At 57.1% G+C, this 19,297-nt stretch carries 18 protein-coding genes; 13 read left to right on the top strand and 5 right to left on the bottom strand.

What is annotated here, in order from left to right; translation table 11 throughout:
* The first annotated feature begins 15 nt into the window (after positions 1-15).
* Complete coding sequence (locus ACJ8IN_RS12935; RefSeq protein WP_442519501.1) at positions 16-822, top strand: substrate-binding domain-containing protein; 807 nt, start codon at positions 16-18, stop codon at positions 820-822.
* On the opposite strand, the gene ACJ8IN_RS12930 is transcribed toward ACJ8IN_RS12935, so the two are convergent.
* From ACJ8IN_RS12930 to ACJ8IN_RS12920, 3 genes are all read right to left on the bottom strand, one after another.
* Positions 797-1,696 (bottom strand): LysR family transcriptional regulator, encoded by a 900-nt coding sequence (locus ACJ8IN_RS12930; RefSeq protein ID WP_060422579.1) that lies wholly within the window; start codon positions 1,694-1,696, stop codon positions 797-799. The two genes, ACJ8IN_RS12935 and ACJ8IN_RS12930, sit on opposite strands and share 26 nt — an antisense overlap.
* 92 nt (positions 1,697-1,788) lie before the next feature.
* Positions 1,789-2,274, bottom strand: coding sequence for a diacylglycerol kinase (locus ACJ8IN_RS12925; protein ID WP_225845495.1), 486 nt, complete (start codon positions 2,272-2,274; stop codon positions 1,789-1,791).
* A 99-nt stretch (positions 2,275-2,373) separates the two neighbouring features.
* A complete protein-coding gene (locus ACJ8IN_RS12920) occupies positions 2,374-3,498 on the bottom strand; it encodes an N-acetyltransferase (protein WP_308325896.1) in 1,125 nt (374 codons plus the stop codon).
* A gap of 737 nt (positions 3,499-4,235) precedes the next feature.
* Here ACJ8IN_RS12920 and ACJ8IN_RS12915 point away from each other — a divergent pair.
* From ACJ8IN_RS12915 to spt, 4 genes are read left to right on the top strand one after another with little or no spacing between them, the layout of a single operon-like run.
* Entirely contained in the window at positions 4,236-5,975 is a 1,740-nt protein-coding gene (locus ACJ8IN_RS12915) for a fatty acyl-AMP ligase (RefSeq protein WP_308325897.1), read from the top strand.
* Positions 5,972-6,886, top strand: coding sequence for an NAD-dependent epimerase/dehydratase family protein (locus tag ACJ8IN_RS12910; RefSeq protein ID WP_308325898.1), 915 nt, complete (start codon positions 5,972-5,974; stop codon positions 6,884-6,886). The genes ACJ8IN_RS12915 and ACJ8IN_RS12910 overlap by 4 nt, the downstream gene beginning before the upstream one ends.
* 31 nt (positions 6,887-6,917) lie before the next feature.
* Complete coding sequence (locus ACJ8IN_RS12905) at positions 6,918-7,178, top strand: acyl carrier protein (RefSeq protein ID WP_015378483.1); 261 nt, start codon at positions 6,918-6,920, stop codon at positions 7,176-7,178.
* A complete protein-coding gene (gene spt, locus ACJ8IN_RS12900; protein ID WP_308325899.1) occupies positions 7,165-8,337 on the top strand; it encodes a serine palmitoyltransferase in 1,173 nt (390 codons plus the stop codon). The genes ACJ8IN_RS12905 and spt overlap by 14 nt, the downstream gene beginning before the upstream one ends.
* Before the next feature lie 69 nt (positions 8,338-8,406).
* On the opposite strand, the gene ACJ8IN_RS12895 is transcribed toward spt, so the two are convergent.
* Positions 8,407-9,138: an ATP-binding protein gene (locus ACJ8IN_RS12895; RefSeq protein WP_041035915.1), complete on the bottom strand. Its 732-nt coding sequence runs from the start codon at positions 9,136-9,138 to the stop codon at positions 8,407-8,409.
* A 372-nt stretch (positions 9,139-9,510) separates the two neighbouring features.
* On the opposite strand from ACJ8IN_RS12895, the gene ACJ8IN_RS12890 reads away from it, so the two are divergent.
* The 8 genes from ACJ8IN_RS12890 (at position 9,511) to ACJ8IN_RS12855 (ending at position 17,788) form a co-directional block, all read left to right on the top strand.
* Positions 9,511-10,236, top strand: coding sequence for a hypothetical protein (locus ACJ8IN_RS12890; protein ID WP_060422583.1), 726 nt, complete (start codon positions 9,511-9,513; stop codon positions 10,234-10,236).
* Positions 10,237-10,266: 30 nt separating this feature from the next.
* Positions 10,267-11,061 carry a hypothetical protein gene (locus tag ACJ8IN_RS12885; protein WP_060422586.1) on the top strand — a complete coding sequence of 265 codons (795 nt, stop codon included), beginning with the start codon at positions 10,267-10,269 and terminating at the stop codon, positions 11,059-11,061.
* 72 nt (positions 11,062-11,133) lie between these two features.
* Positions 11,134-12,471 carry a lipopolysaccharide biosynthesis protein gene (locus ACJ8IN_RS12880; protein ID WP_442519500.1) on the top strand — a complete coding sequence of 446 codons (1,338 nt, stop codon included), beginning with the start codon at positions 11,134-11,136 and terminating at the stop codon, positions 12,469-12,471.
* Complete coding sequence (locus tag ACJ8IN_RS12875) at positions 12,468-13,337, top strand: hypothetical protein (protein WP_308325900.1); 870 nt, start codon at positions 12,468-12,470, stop codon at positions 13,335-13,337. The genes ACJ8IN_RS12880 and ACJ8IN_RS12875 overlap by 4 nt, the downstream gene beginning before the upstream one ends.
* A gap of 20 nt (positions 13,338-13,357) precedes the next feature.
* Positions 13,358-13,924: a YtfJ family protein gene (locus ACJ8IN_RS12870; protein WP_033635227.1), complete on the top strand. Its 567-nt coding sequence runs from the start codon at positions 13,358-13,360 to the stop codon at positions 13,922-13,924.
* Positions 13,925-13,952: 28 nt separating this feature from the next.
* Positions 13,953-15,023 (top strand): LPS export ABC transporter permease LptF, encoded by a 1,071-nt coding sequence (lptF, locus tag ACJ8IN_RS12865; protein WP_049195339.1) that lies wholly within the window; start codon positions 13,953-13,955, stop codon positions 15,021-15,023.
* Positions 15,020-16,099 (top strand): LPS export ABC transporter permease LptG, encoded by a 1,080-nt coding sequence (gene lptG / locus ACJ8IN_RS12860; protein ID WP_308325901.1) that lies wholly within the window; start codon positions 15,020-15,022, stop codon positions 16,097-16,099. The genes lptF and lptG overlap by 4 nt, the downstream gene beginning before the upstream one ends.
* A gap of 483 nt (positions 16,100-16,582) precedes the next feature.
* Positions 16,583-17,788 (top strand): DUF4236 domain-containing protein, encoded by a 1,206-nt coding sequence (locus tag ACJ8IN_RS12855; RefSeq protein ID WP_308325902.1) that lies wholly within the window; start codon positions 16,583-16,585, stop codon positions 17,786-17,788.
* Between the two features lie 247 nt (positions 17,789-18,035).
* Here ACJ8IN_RS12855 and ACJ8IN_RS12850 read toward each other — a convergent pair whose 3' ends face one another.
* Positions 18,036-19,028, bottom strand: a complete 993-nt coding sequence (locus tag ACJ8IN_RS12850; RefSeq protein WP_060422593.1) for a hypothetical protein — start codon at positions 19,026-19,028, stop codon at positions 18,036-18,038.
* Positions 19,029-19,297 lie beyond the last annotated feature (269 nt).

Here is a 19,297-nt window from a genome sequence, read left to right as displayed (position 1 = left end):
ATAAGGAATAATGCCATGCAGAAACTCACTCGTTCGATCCTCGCCGCGCTGGTGTGCGCCTCTTTCAGCACCGCGGCGCTGGCCAAAGACGTGACCGTGATGATCTCCGGCGGCTTCAAGGCCGCGCTGGAGAAACTGGCCCCGGAATATGAACCCCAAAGCGGCGACAAAATCATTCTGGTGTCCGGCCCTTCCATGGGGAAAACGCCGCAGGCGATCCCCGCACGGCTGGCGCGCGGAGAGCAAGCCGATGTGGTGATCATGGTGGGCGACGCGCTGACCCAACTGGACAAAGGCGGCTGGATCCAGCGGGGTTCGCGCGTGGAGCTGGCCGATTCGCCGATCGGCATGGTGGTGAAACAGGGCGCGCCCAAGCCGGCGATAAAAACGGATGCCGAGCTGCGTAATGCCTTGCTGCAAGCCGACTCTTTCGCCTATTCCGACAGCGCCAGCGGCCGCTACGTCAGCGGCCAACTGTTCAAAAAGCTGGGCATCGAGGAACAGGTGAAAGGAAAAGCGCACATGGTTGAGCGCATTCCGGTGGCCTCTGAAGTGGCGCAGGGGAAATACGCGTTGGGCTTCCAGCAGGTCAGCGAATTGCTGCCCGTGGCGGGCGTCACCTTTATCGGCGAACTGCCGGAAAACGTGCAGTACATCACCCGCTTCGCCGGCGCGGTAACGGCCAAGGCGGAACATCGCCGCGAAGGCAAAGCGCTGCTGGAGTTCCTCGCCTCCTCTCAGGCACAGCCGACCATTCGCGCGACCGGCATGCGAAGCGTGCCGGCGCAGCAGCCGGTCAGGCAGAGTGATACCGTTCAGTAATCAGCTTTTCCAGCTCGGCGGCGACGAAAGACTGCATGCGGCCGCTGCGCCGGATCAGGCCCACGGTGCGTTTCACCACCGGCTCGACCAGTGGCACCGACGTCAACACCGAATGCTCTGAAGCGGGCATCGACATGGCGGGCACGGCGGCAATGCCGATGCCCGCCTCAACCATGCCCAGCATGGTCGTCACATGGCGAGTTTCGCACACGCTGGGGCGCTCCGGCACGAGGTGTTCCAGGCGCTGATCGAGCAGATTGCGATTGCCGGAGGTTTTATCCAGCGACACGTAATCCTGCTGATAAAATTCCCGCCAGGTGAGGCTCTTTTTAGCGGCGAGCGGATGGTCGCGCCGGCAGGCGGCCACGTAAACGTCACCCACCAACGGCACAAATTCAAGGTTAGGCTGCAGCCGCCCGGCAAAGCAGATGCCGAAGTCAGCCTGGCCGCCGGTGACCGCCTCAATCACATTACCCGCGCTGCCGTCGATCAGTTTAACGCGCACGCGCGGATAGCGAAGCCGGAAACGGCGTATTACGTCGGGCATGAAATAGTAGGCCGCCGACGGCACCGTGGCGACGGCGACCAGCCCGGTACGCTCCTGGCTGACCTTATCGATATCGGCCAACACCGCTTCGACATTCATCAGCAGTTGATCCGAACGCTCGGCAAACGCCTGCCCGTACAGCGTCAGCGTCACGCGCCGGGTGGTGCGCTCGAACAGTTTGCTGCCCAGCGCGTTTTCCAGCTTCTCAATCCTGCGGCTCAAGGCCGACTGCGACAGGCAGATGGATTCTGCGGCCAGCCGAAAATTGCCGTACTCCACCAGCGCGCGGAAGGCATAAAGATCGTTGAGATCAAAATTCACTGGCATAGCGGCCGACTCTCCTTGCTGAACGCAAAACAACGATGATAACCGCTTATAGCGCCACGGCAACCGGCCTGGTAATTGAGCCACCCAAGCCCTTATCGCCCCAGCAGCACCATTCCCCAAATAATGATAGTCATCACCACCGCCACCAGCTGCGCAGCGCCGCCCAGATCTTTAGCGCGTTTGGATAACGGATGTAATTCCAGCGAAATGCGATCGACCACGGTTTCAATCGCCGTATTAAGCAGCTCCACCACCAATAGCAGAAAACTGCAGGCGATTAATAACAGTCGCTCTATATTTGTAATATCTAAACCAAATGTAACAACCAGTAAAATGGCGTTAATAACCAATAATTGGCGAAACGCATCTTCGGTAAGCACGGCGTCAATAAATCCGGCCCAGGAATTCCTTATGCTGTAGGTTAATCGGCTTATTCCTTTTTTCTTTTCCACAGGCATGCAATCAGCTCTCGTCAATACTGCCACAATCACTCGCGAATAAATCACGCGGCGTGAATTTATCTCGAGTTTATTAATTAAAGGCCTTAACCGTTCTCTTTGCGGCGACGATGCATTCACTCACGCGCCGTCACCCTGCCCCTGAAACGGCACCGCCCGAAAATGCCCCGGCGCGGTTATTATTCTGAGAACGTGAAAAGGCGATGCGTTATCAGCCGGTTAAAGCGTTTTCTCGTATAAGCGGTAGCGCTTATAGGGAACCGCGCCGATGCGTTCTAAAATCGTCCGCATGCCGGTATTGGTTTCCAGGATCCACGACATTTCCAGCGCGTCGATATTGCGCTTGGCGAAAGGCTCGCGCAGCGCCTCAATCAGCAGCAGCGCAATAATCGGCCCGATGCGGCTGAATTGATATTCCTGGCGCACGCCCATCAACGGCACGCGCGCGGTGCGCACGCCGCTGACTTTCAGCCGCCACAAGAGCTTCGCCCAGCCGAACGGCAATAACCGCCCCTGCAGATCGGCAATCGCTTCGTTGATGTTCGGCAGACCGACGATAAAGGCGCAGGGGGCGCCATCCACCTCGGCGATATGGATCATATCGTCGGGCACCAGGAACTTCAGCTGATCCCCCATGGTGGCGAACTCGTGCTCGGTGAACGGGACAAACCCCCAGTTATGCTGCCATCCGGAGTTGAACACCTCGCGCAGCACCTGCATCTCCTCGCGAAAGCGCTTGCGGTTGAGGCGGCGAACGGTCACCTTTTTGCGCACCTGATCCATCATCCGGGTTAACGACGGCGAAAAATGCAGGTCGGTTCTTTTCATCCAATAGGCAAGCAAATCAATCCCTTCGCTGTAGCCCTGCTGCGCTATTTGCGCCGCATAGTAGGGCTTCGCGTGTGTCATCAGGGCGGAAGGCGGCGTATCGAACCCCTCGACCAACAGGCCGCTTTCCTGATTGATATTGAGGCTGAATGGCCCGGTGATTTTGCGCGCGCCTTTCGACCTCAGCCATTCCTCCGCCACCGTGAATAAAGTGCTGAAAACGGCGGGATCGTCAACGGCGTCAATCATGCCGAAATGGCCGGTATCCTCGCCATGCAGCTCCCGGTGCAGAGCATCGATTTGCGCCGTGATGCGCCCAACGACTTTGCCCTGTTTTTTGGCCACCCATGCCTGCCATTCAATATGGTCGGTGCCGGGATTCTTCTTTGACAGATGCTCTCCGCGCTCTACATGCAGCGGCTCAATCCAGTTCGGATCATCGCGAAACAGTTGCGAGGGGAAAGCAATAAATTCTTTAAGTTCGCGTTTACTCAGAACTTTCTCAACACGGATCATAAATAGCCTTACGTTTTAATAAAATAATTAAATAAGCACGCGACAACGTCTTTAGCATTTTTTATGCTGTTCTCATTTATTGGATTGTGTATTGCCTCCGGTTCAATGATAAGAAAAACCGAATATTACCCCCTGTGAAACAGCGCATTATTGCGCCCGACATTCACCCTGTGATGTCCGTAATTGATAAAAAAAGGAAACAGAAAGCGGCGCAGCCAGGCTACGCTAATGGTGCTCTTTTATTATTTCGTGCTGTTACGGCAAAAGAAACTCGCCGCTTTTAGTGTACCGACTTTAATCAGGAGGTGTGCCGCCATCTTTACCACTTAATGCTCTTTTTAAGATTAGCCTTAAATGAATCGTTCACTTTTGGATTTCTTGCGGCATACTGTTTAGGAAGTGTTTAAGTTCCAAGATAGCCATGCATGAGGTCATAACCTATGAGCCGACAGTTATTTCCTGCCCGAAAGAGACAGGCTAAAGAACGGCGCAGCCCGGATATTACAATAGTCTCTCGTATATCGCCAGGGTGCCGCTCAAGGCTGATAACACGGGCTACTCACGCTCTGACCGGTTAATAACCGGCGTGCCCTCAAGCACGGCATTATACGCTGTTCGCGGAATGAAGATGGTTGAATAACAAACTTATTCAAAACCTATTCATAGTAAAACATCAATTACCTCGCCAAGAGTGATTTTCTCTTTTGGTGATTTTTAATCTATGGCTAAGTTTGTCTATGTCTGAAACAAGTTCCGTTCATTCTCTTCCCATGCGCTATGCGGACTTCCCCACCTTAGTGGACGCGTTGGATTACGCGGCGCTGGGCAATACGGGAATGAATTTTTACGACCGTCGCAATCAACTCGTGACCGTTCTCGAATATCGCACGCTACAGCAAAAAGCGATCTCGGGCGCGCGGCGTTTATTGTCCCTGAAACTCAAGAAAGGCGATCGCGTGGCGCTTATCGCCGAAACCAGCGCAGGATTCGTCGAAGCCTTTTTCGCTTGCCAATACGCCGGCCTGGTGGCGGTGCCGTTGGCGATCCCGATGGGCGTGGGCCAACGCGACTCCTACACCGCCAAACTGAAAGGGCTGATCGCCAGCTGCAACCCCGCGGCGATCGTCAGCAGCGAAGAGTGGACGCCGCTGATCGCGTCGGCCACGGAAAACACCTCGGCGCTGCACATCCTCAGCGATGCGGATTTTAACGCCTTGCCGGAGCCGGAAATCGCGTTGCCGGCGCCTTCGCCCGACGACATCGCCTATCTCCAATACACCTCCGGCAGCACCCGCTTTCCGCGCGGCGTGATCATTACCCAGCGGGCGGCGATGGCGAACCTGAACGCGATCAGTCGCGACGGGATCAAGCTGCGCGCGGGCGACCGCTGCGTTTCGTGGCTGCCCTTCTATCACGATATGGGCCTGGTCGGTTTTCTGCTCACGCCGGTGGCGACCCAGCTGTCCGTCGATTACTTGCGCACGCAAGATTTCGCCATGCGCCCGATGCAATGGCTGAAACTGATCGCCAAAAATCGCGGCACGGTGTCCGTCGCCCCGCCGTTCGGCTACGATCTGTGCCTGCGCCGCAGCAACGCCAAAGAGCTGGCCGATCTGGATCTTTCCAGCTGGCGGGTCGCGGGCGTGGGCGCCGAGCCGATCCCGGCCGAGCTGCTCGGCCAGTTCGGCGAACACTTCAGCAGCATCAACTTCGACAGCAAAGCCTTCATGCCGTGCTACGGCCTGGCCGAGAACACCCTGGCGGTGAGTTTTTCCGACCCTTGCTCCGGCCCGCAAACCAACGCGGTCGACCGCGATATTTTGGAGTACGAGGGTAAAGCGGTCGCGCCCGGCAAGAAAACCCGCGCCATCTCGACCTTCGTCAACTGCGGCCGAGCGCTGCCCGGCCACCGCATCGAGATCCGCAGCGAAACCGGGCAACCGCTGCCGGAACGCCAGGTCGGCCATATCACGATCTCCGGCCCCAGCCTGATGAACGGCTATTTCTGCGACGACGAGTCCCAACAGCAAATTCAGGTGACCGGCTGGATGGATACCGGCGATCTGGGCTACCTGCTGGACGGCTATCTGTACGTCACCGGCCGCAAGAAGGATTTGATCATCATTCGCGGCCGCAATATCTGGCCGCAGGATATCGAGTACGTCGCGGAATCCGAACCGGAAATCCGTTCCGGCGATGCGATCGCCTTCGTAACCGAAGAGCACGACGAAGCGGCCAGGATCATTTTGCAAATCCAGTGCCGAGTCAGCTCGGAAGAACGCCGGGAGCAAATCGTGCGTTCGCTGAGCGCGCGCATTCAAAGCGAGTTCGGCATCGCGGTGGACATCGAGCTGCTGCCGCCGCACAGCATTCCCCGCACGTCGTCGGGCAAACCCGCGCGCGCGGAGGCCAAAAAACGCTGGCTGAGCGCCTCGCTCTACCCGCACATGCCGCAGCTGGCCGGTTTCGCGCAATGAGCGGCACGGTGGCAGTGACGGGCGCGACCGGTTTTATCGGCCGGCACATCGTCCAGGAACTGCTGGCGCAAGGGTTTAACGTGCGCGCCCTGACGCGGCACGCGGGAAAAGCCGCCACCGATAACCTGCAGTGGATCCCCGGCGCGCTGGAGGATCGGCCCTCGCTCACCGAGCTGGTGCGCGGCGCGGAGTGCGTCGTGCACTGTGCGGGCCAGGTGCGTGGGCATGCGGAAGCGGTGTTCACCCGCTGCAACGTCACCGGCAGCCTGAACCTGATGCAGGCGGCCAAACAGAACGGCCGCTGCCGTCGCTTCTTGTTCATGTCGTCGCTGGCGGCCCGCCATCCGGCGCTGTCCTGGTACGCCCATTCAAAACAGGCCGCCGAGCAGCAACTCATCGCCGCCAGCGGCGAGATCGCGCTGGGGATTTTCCGCCCGACGGCGGTTTACGGGCCCGGCGATAAAGAGCTGAAACCGCTGTTCAACGGCCTGCTGCGCGGCGTGCTGCCCCGGCTGGGCGCGCCTGACGCCAGGCTCTCTTTTCTGCACGTGAGCGATTTGGCCAAGGCGGTCAGCCAATGGGTGCAGGCCGAACCCACGCAGCCGAATATTTACGAACTGTGCGACGGCGTGGCCGAGGGCTATAACTGGCTGCGCCTGCGGGACATCGGCGCCGCCGTGCGGCACGGGCCGGTGCGCCTGGTGGGCATTCCGCTGCCGCTGCTGAAAGCCCTGGCGGATATCAGCGTGGTGTGGAACCGCCTGGTAAAACAGGAGCCGATGCTGACGCGCAGCAAAATACGCGAATTAACCCATCACGACTGGTCCGCCAGTAATCACGCGCTGTCGCAACAGATTAATTGGTTTCCACAGGTAAGTTTGGAGCGCGCGCTGCGCGAAGGGCTGTTTTAATTATTCCAAATAGAGGTGTGTCAACGTTCTTATGCTAAATCGCGATGCTGTAATGGATTATATCCTGACGTGTTTGCAAGGTATCGTCGAAGGCGGAGTGGAAATAAAACCTGATAGCGATCTCGTCAATGATCTTGGCCTGGAATCCATCAGAGTCCTGGATCTGCTGATGATGCTGGAAGATGAATTAGATATCTCCATTCCTATCAATATATTGCTTGATGTCAGAACGCCTGAGCAACTGCTTGACGCGCTGCGCCCTTATCTGGAGAAAAACCATGGGACTGTATGATAAGTTTGCGCGCCTCGCCAATGACCGCGAACAATTTCAAACGTCCGGTCTGAATCCGTTCGGCACCTGCATCGACGAAGTCTATTCCGCCACCCAGGGCCGCATCGGCGATCAAAAGATTGTCCTCGCCGGCACCAATAATTACCTTGGCCTGACGTTCGATGCGCAGGCGATCGCCGCCGGCCAGGCGGCCCTGGCCGCGCTCGGCACCGGCACCACCGGCTCGCGCATGGCGAACGGCAGCTACGGATCGCACCTGACGCTGGAGCGGGAGCTGGCGGAATTCTTCGATCGCCCGAGCGCCATCGTGTTCTCCACCGGCTACACCGCCAACTTGGGCGTCATCAGCACGCTGGCAGGGCCGGGCGCCGTGGTATTGATCGACGCGGACAGCCACGCAAGCATTTACGACGCCTGCGCCCTCGGCGGCGCGGAGATTATTCGCTTCCGCCACAATGACGCCGCCGATCTGGAGCGCCGCATGGTGCGCCTGGGCGAGCGTGCGCGCGAGGCGATCATTATCGTGGAAGGCATCTACAGCATGCTGGGCGACGTCGCCCCGCTGGTGGAAATCGTCGACATCAAGCGGCGGCTCGGCGGGTATCTGCTGGTCGACGAAGCGCACTCCTTTGGCGTGATGGGCGAGCACGGCCGCGGCCTGGCCGAAGCGCTGGGCGTCGAGCAAGACGTGGATATCATCCTGGGCACCTTCAGCAAAAGCCTGGCTTCGATCGGCGGTTTCGCCGTCGGCGGCAAGGGGATGGAGGTGCTGCGCTACAGCAGCCGGCCGTATATCTTTACCGCGTCGCCGTCGCCGTCGAGCATCGCGTCGGTGCGCACGGCGCTGCAAAAAATCGCGCGCCATCCCGAACTGCGGGAAAAGCTGTGGAGCAACGCGCACCGCCTGTACCACGGCCTCGCCGAGCTGGGGTATACCCTGGGGCCGCGCATCAGCCCGGTGGTGCCGGTGATGATCGGTTCGAAGGAAGAAGGGCTGCGTTTCTGGCGCGAGCTGATCGCCCACGGCGTGTATGTAAACCTGGTGCTGCCACCGGCCGCGCCGGCGGGCGTTACCCTGCTGCGCTGCAGCGTCAATGCCGCGCACAGCGATGAAGAAATAGACACCATCGTGCGCGCCTTTGCGGCGCTGAAAAAATAAAGCCTTCCCTCTCGGCCGCGGCGGCGGTGCCGAAAATGGCATCGCCGCCCTGCCGAACCGATGCGCGCCTCAGTGCGCAGCCGTTGATACTTCATCAGCGGAATAGCGATAACCCTGCGCCGCCATAAATTCCGCGATGGCTTTTTCCGCCGCCGAAAGCACCTCCTCGATCGGCCGATCGGCATCGAGATCCACGATGTCGGCGCCTTCGAACGTCAATAACGGCGTGACGGCGATCTTCTTCTCCAGCGCCGCTTTGCGATGATCGGGTTTGCGCGCGCAGGCCACCGCCAGACTGACATTCAGCTTGAGCACCAGATCCGGTTTTTGCCCCGCCATCCATTGGAACGCCGCCCGCTCGCGCGCCGCCAGCCAACGGACAAACCGGCTCCCTTCAACGTCGACGGGAAAAACCGTGCCGTCGTAAGCACCGGGGATCTGCGCCTGCGGAAAACGGTCGGTCAACACGATGAACCCTTGCCGCCGATACGCCAGCATGCGGCGAAACCGCAGCAGCCGCCGCCCCACGAAAGCGATGATCACCGCCGACGGCAGCAGGCCAATGCGGGATTTTTTCGTTTTGACTTTTTTGGTATTGCTCTCGATAGCCTTGCCCACCGAGCGCCCGAGCAGCGGCAACTTCGCCGCCGCGCGGCCGACGTTGCCCGCCTGTTTGCCCAGATGCACCTGCACCGCCGGGCCATAATGTTTCATATACGCGATCAGATGTTCACAAACGGTGGACTTACCCGATCCGTCGCTGCCGATAACCGCAATCAGCGGCGGAAATTTTGCACTCATAATAAGACTCTCTTTCAATACACCAGAAACGGCGTGCCATATTTGAAGCGAACTACCGCTTATCATTGCCGTGGCGGCCGCGTGGAAAAAATTTTCCGTAACGCGACGCCAAAAAAGCACAAAACATTAAGCGAAAATTGAAAATCCTGCTCTTTTTTCGCCGTGAGACCGGCCGGAAATTAACATAAAAAGCGAAACCGGCCCACGCACCAACAATTAGCACAAAATAACAAGAACGAACGCTATAAATATCAATTCAAATAACGAACAGGAATAGCAATCTCATTATTTTATCGCAGCAAAGCACAATAAATATCTTGAACCCAAGGCGTATTGGAATACAATAGTTTTTTTCGCATTGGATCAATTATTGTGAGTCAGCAGATAAGACCTTCATCTGATCGCTCGCCCGTGCGCGTAATAGCGATAACCGGCTGTGACGGCTCGGGAAAATCCACGTTAGCCGCCAGCCTGGTCAACGCCTTATCGGCACAAGAACCTGCCGAACTTCTTTATCTCGGCCAGTCATCCGGGCGTATCGGCGAATGGATCAGTTCGCTGCCGATTATTGGCGCCACCTTCGGGCGTTATTTATTGAAGAAGTCGGAGCGCGTGCATGAGCGCCCTTCCACGCCGCCGGATAATGCCACGGCGCTGGTGATTTTTTTACTTTCCTATTGGCGCGTTTATAAATTCCGTCGCATGCTGAAGAAAAGCCGCAGCGGCGCATTGCTGATCACCGATCGTTATCCGCAGGCCGAAGTGGCGGGGTTTCGTTTCGATGGCCCGCAGCTGGCGAAAACCGCCGGCGGCAATCGCTGGATCCGCTGGCTGAGAAAGCGCGAACAAAACCTCTACCAATGGATGGCGTCTTATCAGCCCTTATTATTAATTCGGCTGGATATTGACGAACAAACGGCCTATTCACGCAAACCCGATCACTCGCTGGCGGCGTTGCGCGAAAAGATCGCCGTCATCCCGCACCTGACGTTTAACGGCGCTAACATATTGGATTTAGACGGCCGCGAGCCGGCCAATCGTATTTTCGACGAGTCTCTGCGCGCCGTTAAAATATCGCTGAGGGCCGCCAATGCCTAGCCGCCAAATAACCTTTTCGTACCGAAACAGATGAAAAAAAATAAACTCACCGCCGAACAGAATACCTCTTCCGCCTGCATCACCGGGCTGATTGCCGTGGTGGGCAGCGACGGCACCGGCAAGTCCACGCTGACCGCCGATCTGGTCAAGAACCTGCAGCAACATCGCCCCACGGAGCGGCGCTATTTGGGGCTGATCTCCGGCGAAGACGGCGACAAAATCAAGAAGTTGCCGTTCATCGGCGTGTGGCTGGAACGGCGCCTGGCGGCCAAATCCGATAAAACCCAGCGCATGAGCAACAGGCCGCCGGCGCTGTGGGCGGCGCTGATCATGTACGGATTTTCGCTGTGGCGCGCATCCAACCTGCGCAAGGTGCGGCGGCTGGCGCAGAGCGGCGTGCTGGTGATCAGCGATCGCTACCCGCAGGCGGAAATTTCAGGTTTTTACTACGACGGGCCCGGCATCGGCGTGGAACGCGCAAAAGGCTGGCTAGTGAGCCGCCTGGCGGCGCGCGAACGCCGTTTATATCAACGCATGGCCGTCTATCGGCCGGCGCTGATCATTCGCCTCGATATCGACGTCGATACGGCGTTTTCCCGCAAGCCCGATCACAGCTATGAAGAGCTGAAAGACAAGATTTCCGCCATGGTGCGCCTGCAGTACAACGGCGCGCGCATCATCGAGCTGGACGCCAGAGCCCCTTACGACGAGGTGCTGAGCAACGCGCTCAACGCCATTTCCGCCGTGGTGAACCCCGCGAAGCGCCCACAGAGCGACATCGGGCAACCCGGCGAAAACGCTGGCGAAGAAACTCAGGTTTATTAAACGCATACAGGGCAAGCGCATGACAGCGGAACACAAGATGCAGAGAAACAACGATAACGGCTGGTTTGGGTTATGAAACGGTGGTTTTCCGATGGCGCGTTTCGCTCCATTTTACGTAATGCCGCCTACTTAGGCTCCGGCAGCGTGGCCAGCGCGCTGCTCGGCCTGCTGGCGCTCTCCTGCGCCGGTAAAGGCATGTCGCCTGAAATGTTCGGCGTGCTGGTGGTGATCCAGGCCTATACCAAAGCGGTCAGCGATTTCATCAAATTCCAGACCTGGCAGTTTGTGGTGCAATTCGGCACCCCGGCGCTGGAGCATCAAAACACCGGGCGCTTCCGCGACGTCGTCGCCTTCTCCTTCGGGCTGGATATCGCCAGCGGCGTCATCGCCGTGCTGGGCGGCATGATCATGCTGCCGTTCTTGTCTCACGCCCTGGGGCTGGACAGCGAAAGCTTCTGGCTCGCCATGCTGTACTGCACCCTGATCCCGTCGATGACCTCGTCCACGCCGACCGGCGTGCTGCGCGCCTTCAACCGCTTCGATCTCATCGCTATCCAGCAGGCGATCAAGCCGTTCCTGCAGGCGGTGGGCAGCGTCATCTCCTATTATTTCGATCTGGGATTCCCCGGCTTTATCGTCACCTGGTACGCCTCTAACCTGATCGGTGGCACGCTGTTCTGGTGGTTCACCGCGCGCGAGCTGCGCCGCCGCGATATCCACGGCGCGCTGAGGCCGCGCCTGTTCAACGTCGCGCGCCGCATCGAGGGCGCCTGGAACTTCGTCTGGACCACCAACATCGCCCACACCATCTGGGCCGCACGCAACTCCTGCACCACCGTGCTGGTGGGCGTGGTGCTCGGGCCAGCCGCCGCCGGGCTGTTCAAGATCGCCATGACCTTCTTCGATGCGACGGGCACCCCGGCCAAGCTGCTGGAGAAAAGCTTCTATCCGGAGATCATGCGCCTGGATCCGCGCACCAAGACCCCGTGGCTGCTGGGCCTGCGTTCCTCGCTGCTGGCCGGCGGCATCGGTCTCGCCGTCGCGGTGTTGATGCTGCTGGTGGGCAAACCGTTCATTTCCGCGGTGTTCGGGCAGCAATACCTGGAAGCCTATGACCTGATTCAAATCATGCTGGGCGCGATCATCGTCTCCATGATGGGCTTCCCGCAGGAATCCTTACTGTTTATGGCAGGCAAGCAGCGCGCTTTCCTGATCGCGCAGGCGACGGCCTCGGCGGCCTACATTGCGCTGCTGGTGTCGATGGCGTATGCCTTCGGCGTGCAGGGTGCCGCCTTCGCTTATTTACTGGGGCAATGTTTAGACGTTCTGTTATCCCTGATACCGACGATCGGCGCCTACCGCAATCGCTTTATGTTGGGGCTGAATGCGCCCAAAGAGAGTAATCAATGACCGCTAACGATAATTGGAAGAAGTTCTCCGCCGAAACCACCCAGGCGCTGTTTGTCGCGGTGGAAGAAGACGACCTGGTTGAGGCGAATATCAGCCTGCCGCAGCAGATCGATCTGGAATGCTCCCCCGAGAGCATCCGGGACAACTACGCGCTGTGCCTGCAGTTTTGGGAAGACGGCTTTTCCCGCCGCGAGCTGCTGCAACTGGTGAACGGTTTCCTGCAAGATCCGCAGTTGGCGGCGCCCACCCGCATGCGCTACAAATATATCCGCGCCCGCTACAAGCACCTGCGCTTCGCCCAGCAGCTGTACGGCGCGCCCCACCGCGCCAACCGCCTGTTCCACACCACCACCGTGGTGCTCGGCCATTTTCAGGACGCGTTTCGCAACGGCAACCAGAAGAACCTGACGCTGTACGGCAACCTGCTGCGGCTGCTGCTCAGCAAGCCGGTGTGGTCATATGTGCGCTATGCGCTGCGCCACACCCGGCTGGAAAGCGCACAGGGCTTTATCACCTACCGCCAGGAGCAAATGCGCCAGCTGCAGACGCTGATCGCCGGCCCGGCGCTGACCGGGCACCAGTTCCACAACGTGCGCAAAATCGTCAGCCGCCAGGTGTCGTTTTACGACACGCTGAGATCGATCGACCCCGACAACCGCGAGGCCCGGCAGATCTCGCGCTTCCTGGCGGCGATTAACGGCCTGATGGGCGACCGGCACGACGTGATGGTGGCGGACAAACTGGCCGGCGGCGATATCTACGATCGGCCGGCGATCCTGGATATCGACATTCGCCAGCGCCTGGAGCTGCTGCTGGCGCGCTTTCCGCTGTCCTTTTCCCCGCCGGCCGTCGCGGCGGGCAGATAAGCGCGTTGCAAGGAGCCATGATGACGTTGCGTCGCTTGCTGATCTTCACGCTGCTGCTTTCGCCGCTGGCGGCATCCGCGCATAACTTCGTGCAGGGCCGGCCGGTGGCGCCGATCGCCATCGCCGATCGCGGCGAACTGCTGCTGCGCAACGGCGATTTCAGCTACCGGCCGTGGAACAGCGCAAAACTGGCGGGCAAAGTGCGGGTGATCCAATACATCGCCGGGCGTACCTCCGCCAAGAAGAAGAACTCGCTGCTGATCAACGCCGTCAAGGACGCGAACCTGCCGGGCGATCGCTTCCAGCCGACCACCATCGTCAACACCGACGACGCGATCCCGGGCTCCGGCTTTTTCGTGCGCGGCAAGATCGAGAAAAACAAGCGGAATTACCCCTGGGCGCAGTTCATCGTCGACAGCGACGGGCTGGGGCGCATGGCCTGGCGGCTGCCAGAGGAGAGCTCCACCATCGTGGTGCTGGACCAGGCCGGGCGCGTGCAGTGGGCGAAGGACGGCGCACTCACCCCGCAGGAAGTTGACCAGGTGATTGCCCTGCTGCGCGCGCTGATCGCGCGGGAGACGCCATGAAGCGCACGCCGCCGGGAGCCGATGACGCATGTCTTTGATTGAGCGCTACATCACGGTTGAGATCCGCCGCCTGGTGATGATGATCGCCGGGTTTCTGATCTTTATGTTCGCCAGCTACTCCGCCCAGCGCTACCTGACCGACGCCGCCAACGGCACGCTGGCGCTGCGGGTGGTGGCCGACGTGGTATTCTATAAATCGCTGATCGCGCTGGAGATGATATTGCCCGTCGCGCTGTATGTCTCGGTGGCGGTGGCGCTGAGCCAGCTGTACAGCGATGCGGAGATCACCGCCATGCTGGCCGCCGGCGCCAGCCCGCTACGGCTGTACAAGGCGGTGCTGATACTGGCCGTGCCGCTGGCGATAGCGGTCACGCTGCTGTCGCTGTATGGCAGGCCCTGGGCGTACGCCAATATTTATCAGCTGCAGCAAGAGTCGCAGTCGGTGCTGGACGTGAGCCACCTGCAGGCCGACAAATTCAACGTCAGCGGCAACGGCCGCATGATCCTCGCCAACCACGTCGACAAAACGGCCAACCACCTGACGGACGCCCTGATTTATGTGCGCGGCGGCCATCATACCAACCTGTACCGCGCGCAGTCGGTGGAGGTGCTCGACGCCTCCCCCGCCAGCCCCGCCGTGCGGCTGAAAACCGGCACCGCCTATGTGCTGGATCGCCAGGGCACCGACGACAACGGGCAGAATTACGACAACTTCGACATCGCGCTCAAACCGTTCGTGCCCAGCGCCGAGAGCCGGCACAAATCGGCCTCGCCGGCGGAGCTGGCGCGCTCCGCCGATCCGGGTGACGCCGCCGAACTGCAATGGCGCGAAAGCCGCGGGCTGACCACCGTGCTGATGGTGCTGTTGGCGATCCCCTTTAGCCGCATCAAGCCGCGACAAGGGCGCTACGCCGCGCTGCTGCCTCTGACGGTGCTGTTTACCGCGATTTTCTATGGCGGCAACATTTGCCGCACGCTGGTGGCCAACGGCTCTCTGCCGACGATCCCCGGCGTTTGGCTGGTGCCGCTGGCGATGGCTGCCGGCATCGCCCTGCTGCTGGCGCGCGACTTATCCCTGCTGCGGAAACCCTCCCGATGACTATTTTTAGCCGTTACCTGATCCGCAACGTGTTCATCGGCTTCGCCGCCGCGGCCGGGCTGCTCATTCCGCTGTTCACCACCTTTACGCTGATCAACGAGCTGGAGGACGTGACCCCGGGCGGCTACCGCTGGCAGCAGGCGCTGCTGGTGACCGTGCTGACCCTGCCGCGCAGCCTGGTCGATCTGGGGCCGTTTATCGCGCTGCTCGGCGGCATCGTCGGGCTGGGGCAGCTATCTAAAACCCTGGAGCTGACCGCGATCCGCGCCGCCGGGATGTCGATATTCCGCATCGCGCTGGTGATGCTCGCCGCCGGGCTGCTGATGAACCTCTCGCTCGGCGCCCTCGATGAATGGGCGGCCTCGCCGCTGCAGCAACGCGCGCTGCAGATGAAGAACAACGCCCTGGCGCAGTCGAACGATAACGACGTCACCGTTAACCCGCTGTGGGCGCGGCGCGGCAACGAGTTTGTGACAGTGAAGACCGTCGATGAGAACGACCAGCCCCACGGCATCGAGATCTTCCGTTATCAAGCCAACCGCGCGCTGGAATCTTATATCTACGCCGACAGCGCCAGCACCGCCGCCGACGGCAGCTGGCTGCTGCACAACGTGATGCTGAAAAGCTGGCAAGGCAGAAAAGAGACGATTGCGCGGCAAGATAGCCTGCTCTGGCGCTCGCTGTTCGCCGTGCCGAGCCTGAAAGAGCTGACCCTGCCGGCGGGCAGCTTCTCGCTCCAACAGTTGGATCGCTATATCGATTACCTGCAGGGCTCGGGGCAGCCCAGCACCGAATACCGCCTGGCGCTGTGGAAAAAACTCGGCCAGCCCCTGCTGGTGCTGGCGATGATTTTGCTGGCCATCCCGTTTACCTTCACCGCTCCACGCGCCCCCGGCATGGGCAGCCGGTTAGCGCTTGGCGTCATCATCGGGTTGCTGACCTACATCGCTTACCAGATCGTTCTCAATCTGGGGTTGCTGTTCGCCCTCAACGCGCCCTTCACCGCCCTCGCCCCGCCGCTGCTGATCCTGGCGCTGGCGTTGGCGCTGGTTTATCGGTTTGATCGGCGGGGTTAAGAGTGAGAACAGTGGAATAATGGGAAGGGTTGCAGGTGATTGACTCGTCCGCAAGCGGCGTTAACACAGCGCCTGAGTTCACACGCTAGATGTTGGTGGGTATTGGTAAATATGGGCGAAAATGGAAGTGAGCAGCCTCCAATCGGCCACATTGTGAGATTAATGGGAAATGTAGCTCGAGATCACCTTTCATAATTAGCATCCAAATATTTTTCGCACTTGATCATTAGAATTAAAGGCTATAACAGTACTATCCGCAATCTAACCTTGATCACCATCACCATAATTCATATGGATATTTATCCCGTTGAGTGCGAGAATTACGCATGAAGAAGCCAATTTATTGCTGTATTTTTTGAGGCAAAAATCAATTTCTATAAGTCAGCATTGGAATAGCCTAAGAATTAGGCTTCAGTATCAACTTAATGTTCATACGAAGAAAATTTCAGACTTTGATGCGTATTACTATACAGGGATTACCTTATGTCTCTCCGCTTCAGACAAACCTTTACTCTTTTCCCCGGCGTTCGCCTCAATATTGGTAAGCGTGGAATCAGCGCGAGCATCGGTGTATCTGGCGCAACAGTCAATGTTGGGCAAAAAGGGATTAGAGCAACCGTAGGACTACCGGGTTCTGGTTTATCTTATACAACACCTAATTTTTCCTACGGAGCCAAGCACTCAGTTACCCAGCCACTGAATCCGTCTGCTACAGAAACTCATCTTGAAATGCCGGAGACAACGCCAGGTAACGTTCCATCAAACGCCAAAATTTATATGCCTCAAACTGGCATGAATGAAATTTCCAGCGCTTCTGTTGAAGTTCTGACAAGCACATCTCTTTTACCTTTACGAGACTTGCTCGCCAAAGCACGTGAGCAAAGAGCTGAGGTAAAAGCTGATTTACAAGAGGCCATTGCTGAAGAGTCAAAACAAAAAAGCGAATTGGCTCGACGTAAATCAAGCCTATTCCGCTTGTTCTACAAGCGTCGTATAGCAGAACTTGAGATCAAACTTCCCCAAACCCAAGCAGAAATATCTCGCCTCGTATCTTGGGAAGACAGTACAAAAATCGCTATCACTTTCGAAAGCAGCGATGCCTCACAGAGAGCTTATGACGCAATGGTTCGTGCATTCGACGTGTTAAAATCGAGCGTCAAAAAATGGGATATTACTGCTGATAAAGCTGTAGACCAGTTTGCCGAAAGGACGTTAGCCACACGCTCTGTTAATCGTCATCCGGTTGCCTTCGATTTTAGTTCAACCGATCTCATTCAGTTTACAGGACGAGCGATGCGGTTTGAAAATGCCAATGGTGACGATATTTTGCTTTATCCCGGTGTTGCAGTCATACCGCGAGCTGATGGGGCATTTGCTCTAATTGACTTACGAGAATTACAAATTAGTGCAGAACCTCGCAGATTCCATGAAGAGGATGGCGTTCCAAATGATGCCAGTATAGCTGGGCATACATGGGCTAAAACGAACAAGAATGGCTCACCAGACCGCAGATTCAAAGACAACTATCAAATCCCTATTTGTATTTATGGGAATATTACTTTCCACTCTCAAACGGGTGTAACTGAAGAATATATGGTCTCGAATGCCGATGCCGCCCAAGCCTTTGCAGAGGCAGTGAAACGCTATCAGCTCTCGCTCACTGAAACTGAGTCGCTAGTTAGAGTGTAACGCTATATTTTTTATGCTGATGCGAGGGTGCTCCCCCCAAAGAACCTCAACCACCCTCCTCGCCCCGCAGTTGCTGATCCCGGCGCTGGTATCGGTTTGATCGGCAGGGTTAGGGATAGCGCTGGTGTAAAGGCGGTCTTGGCAAGGTTTGCGAGCAACGGAGATAATACGAAGCGGAGCAATGCCATCGCATATAGTGGCAAGGTTCCGCTTTCACAACTGAGACCGTCTGCTTGGCCGCCTGGTATCACTCTTGCTGGTGCATCTCAATGTTATAGCCAAGACTGGCAAACTTATTTATCAGCTTTTGAATAGAGCCAATACTCCATTGATTGGTAATTAGTACTATCTCACCGGAGGCAAGCTCAACGGTTTCATCATGGAAGCGCTTACGCCGTGACGCAATCACATCCTGTTCAACCTTAATCAGACTGCGATGGATATCATCACCAAAAACAGAGGCTATCGCTTGCATATCATCCGGGTTAGCATCTATGATCCAGTCGTTCATCAGTTCATATGCCAAATTTCTTTTATTATAAACCCCTCCCTTATAGATAAATTTCGAATAATCCTTCTCTCCTTTTTCTTTGGCATCCCTGGCCTCCGTTTCTTTACGCTTCTGTCTAACCAAGAAATCTTTTGCTTCGGGCAGCGGTATTATCTGTTCAAAATTTACCAGTACCTTATCAAGATGCATATAAGGGCTTAACTTGAAACAGCTGACATTTAGCCCACTATTGTTCAACCACAGTACCGTATTAGTCACTTCCGTAGAGAAATCTGCCGAGATTAGTACAATCCTTACCTGAGTATTGAAGTCAGCAATCTCGCTTTCCTCTCGCTCACAAAACTTGAGTATCTCCTGCTCCGCATTCTTAGCAAGACCTGCGCTATCAAGACGTTTTTGGTAGCATTCTGCAGCATCATTAAACGTCATTTGCGAAATCATAGCGGCATATCTTACCGCCTGAAGTTCCATATGCGCACCTTGCTCATCCCGCTTCAGCTCAACGACAACCAGATTAAACGCCTTGTCGATGCAGAGTAAATCAATTCTACGTTGACTATTTTCCCAATTGTTAAACTCTTCCTGGATTACCAGGCAATCAGGCAAAAAATCGCTCATATTCTTGGCTATCGCTGACTGGATATCCCTGCGTTCAAGGATCGACTCTCGCATAAATGTAGTTTTAGCAACCTTTTTGAATTCCTTTTCTTCCAAAGTGAACAACCCCATGACACCCTCTTAATTAGCTATGTAATAGTTGAAAGTTAAAACCAATATCTCATGAGTTTAATCTATCACGACGGAGGAAATTTTTCTCGTGCAAAACCAACCGGTAAGCCCTCTGATATTGATGCGAGATAAAGAAAGTTTATTATTATTGAAATCATCAACATCATTTAATGCGGACGCATCTAGCCAATATCCTGCTCCGCATTAATAACCGCTCCCTTACTTATTCTGCTCTCGGTGGATTTTATCTTTATGTTTCATCCCTAATA

Source organism: Serratia sp. CY31944 (assembly GCF_052169175.1).
In the GTDB taxonomy this organism is placed as follows: Bacteria; Pseudomonadota; Gammaproteobacteria; order Enterobacterales; family Enterobacteriaceae; genus Serratia; species Serratia sarumanii.
The sequence above is the reverse complement of the archived record's forward strand: the minus strand, read 5'-3'. Positions and strand labels throughout refer to the sequence as shown.

Excerpts from the sequence above, each read along its gene's own strand:
- ACJ8IN_RS12935 (WP_442519501.1), top strand. The coding sequence starts at position 16 with ATGCAGAAACTCACTCGTTCGATCCTCGCCGCGCTGGTGTGCGCCTCT.
- ACJ8IN_RS12930 (WP_060422579.1), bottom strand. The coding sequence starts at position 1,696 with ATGCCAGTGAATTTTGATCTCAACGATCTTTATGCCTTCCGCGCGCTG.
- ACJ8IN_RS12920 (WP_308325896.1), bottom strand. The coding sequence starts at position 3,498 with ATGATCCGTGTTGAGAAAGTTCTGAGTAAACGCGAACTTAAAGAATTT.
- ACJ8IN_RS12915 (WP_308325897.1), top strand. The coding sequence starts at position 4,236 with ATGTCTGAAACAAGTTCCGTTCATTCTCTTCCCATGCGCTATGCGGAC.
- ACJ8IN_RS12910 (WP_308325898.1), top strand. The coding sequence starts at position 5,972 with ATGAGCGGCACGGTGGCAGTGACGGGCGCGACCGGTTTTATCGGCCGG.
- ACJ8IN_RS12905 (WP_015378483.1), top strand. The coding sequence starts at position 6,918 with ATGCTAAATCGCGATGCTGTAATGGATTATATCCTGACGTGTTTGCAA.
- spt (WP_308325899.1), top strand. The coding sequence starts at position 7,165 with ATGGGACTGTATGATAAGTTTGCGCGCCTCGCCAATGACCGCGAACAA.
- ACJ8IN_RS12895 (WP_041035915.1), bottom strand. The coding sequence starts at position 9,138 with ATGAGTGCAAAATTTCCGCCGCTGATTGCGGTTATCGGCAGCGACGGA.
- ACJ8IN_RS12885 (WP_060422586.1), top strand. The coding sequence starts at position 10,267 with ATGAAAAAAAATAAACTCACCGCCGAACAGAATACCTCTTCCGCCTGC.
- ACJ8IN_RS12880 (WP_442519500.1), top strand. The coding sequence starts at position 11,134 with ATGAAACGGTGGTTTTCCGATGGCGCGTTTCGCTCCATTTTACGTAAT.
- ACJ8IN_RS12875 (WP_308325900.1), top strand. The coding sequence starts at position 12,468 with ATGACCGCTAACGATAATTGGAAGAAGTTCTCCGCCGAAACCACCCAG.
- ACJ8IN_RS12870 (WP_033635227.1), top strand. The coding sequence starts at position 13,358 with ATGACGTTGCGTCGCTTGCTGATCTTCACGCTGCTGCTTTCGCCGCTG.
- lptF (WP_049195339.1), top strand. The coding sequence starts at position 13,953 with ATGTCTTTGATTGAGCGCTACATCACGGTTGAGATCCGCCGCCTGGTG.
- lptG (WP_308325901.1), top strand. The coding sequence starts at position 15,020 with ATGACTATTTTTAGCCGTTACCTGATCCGCAACGTGTTCATCGGCTTC.
- ACJ8IN_RS12855 (WP_308325902.1), top strand. The coding sequence starts at position 16,583 with ATGTCTCTCCGCTTCAGACAAACCTTTACTCTTTTCCCCGGCGTTCGC.
- ACJ8IN_RS12850 (WP_060422593.1), bottom strand. The coding sequence starts at position 19,028 with ATGGGGTTGTTCACTTTGGAAGAAAAGGAATTCAAAAAGGTTGCTAAA.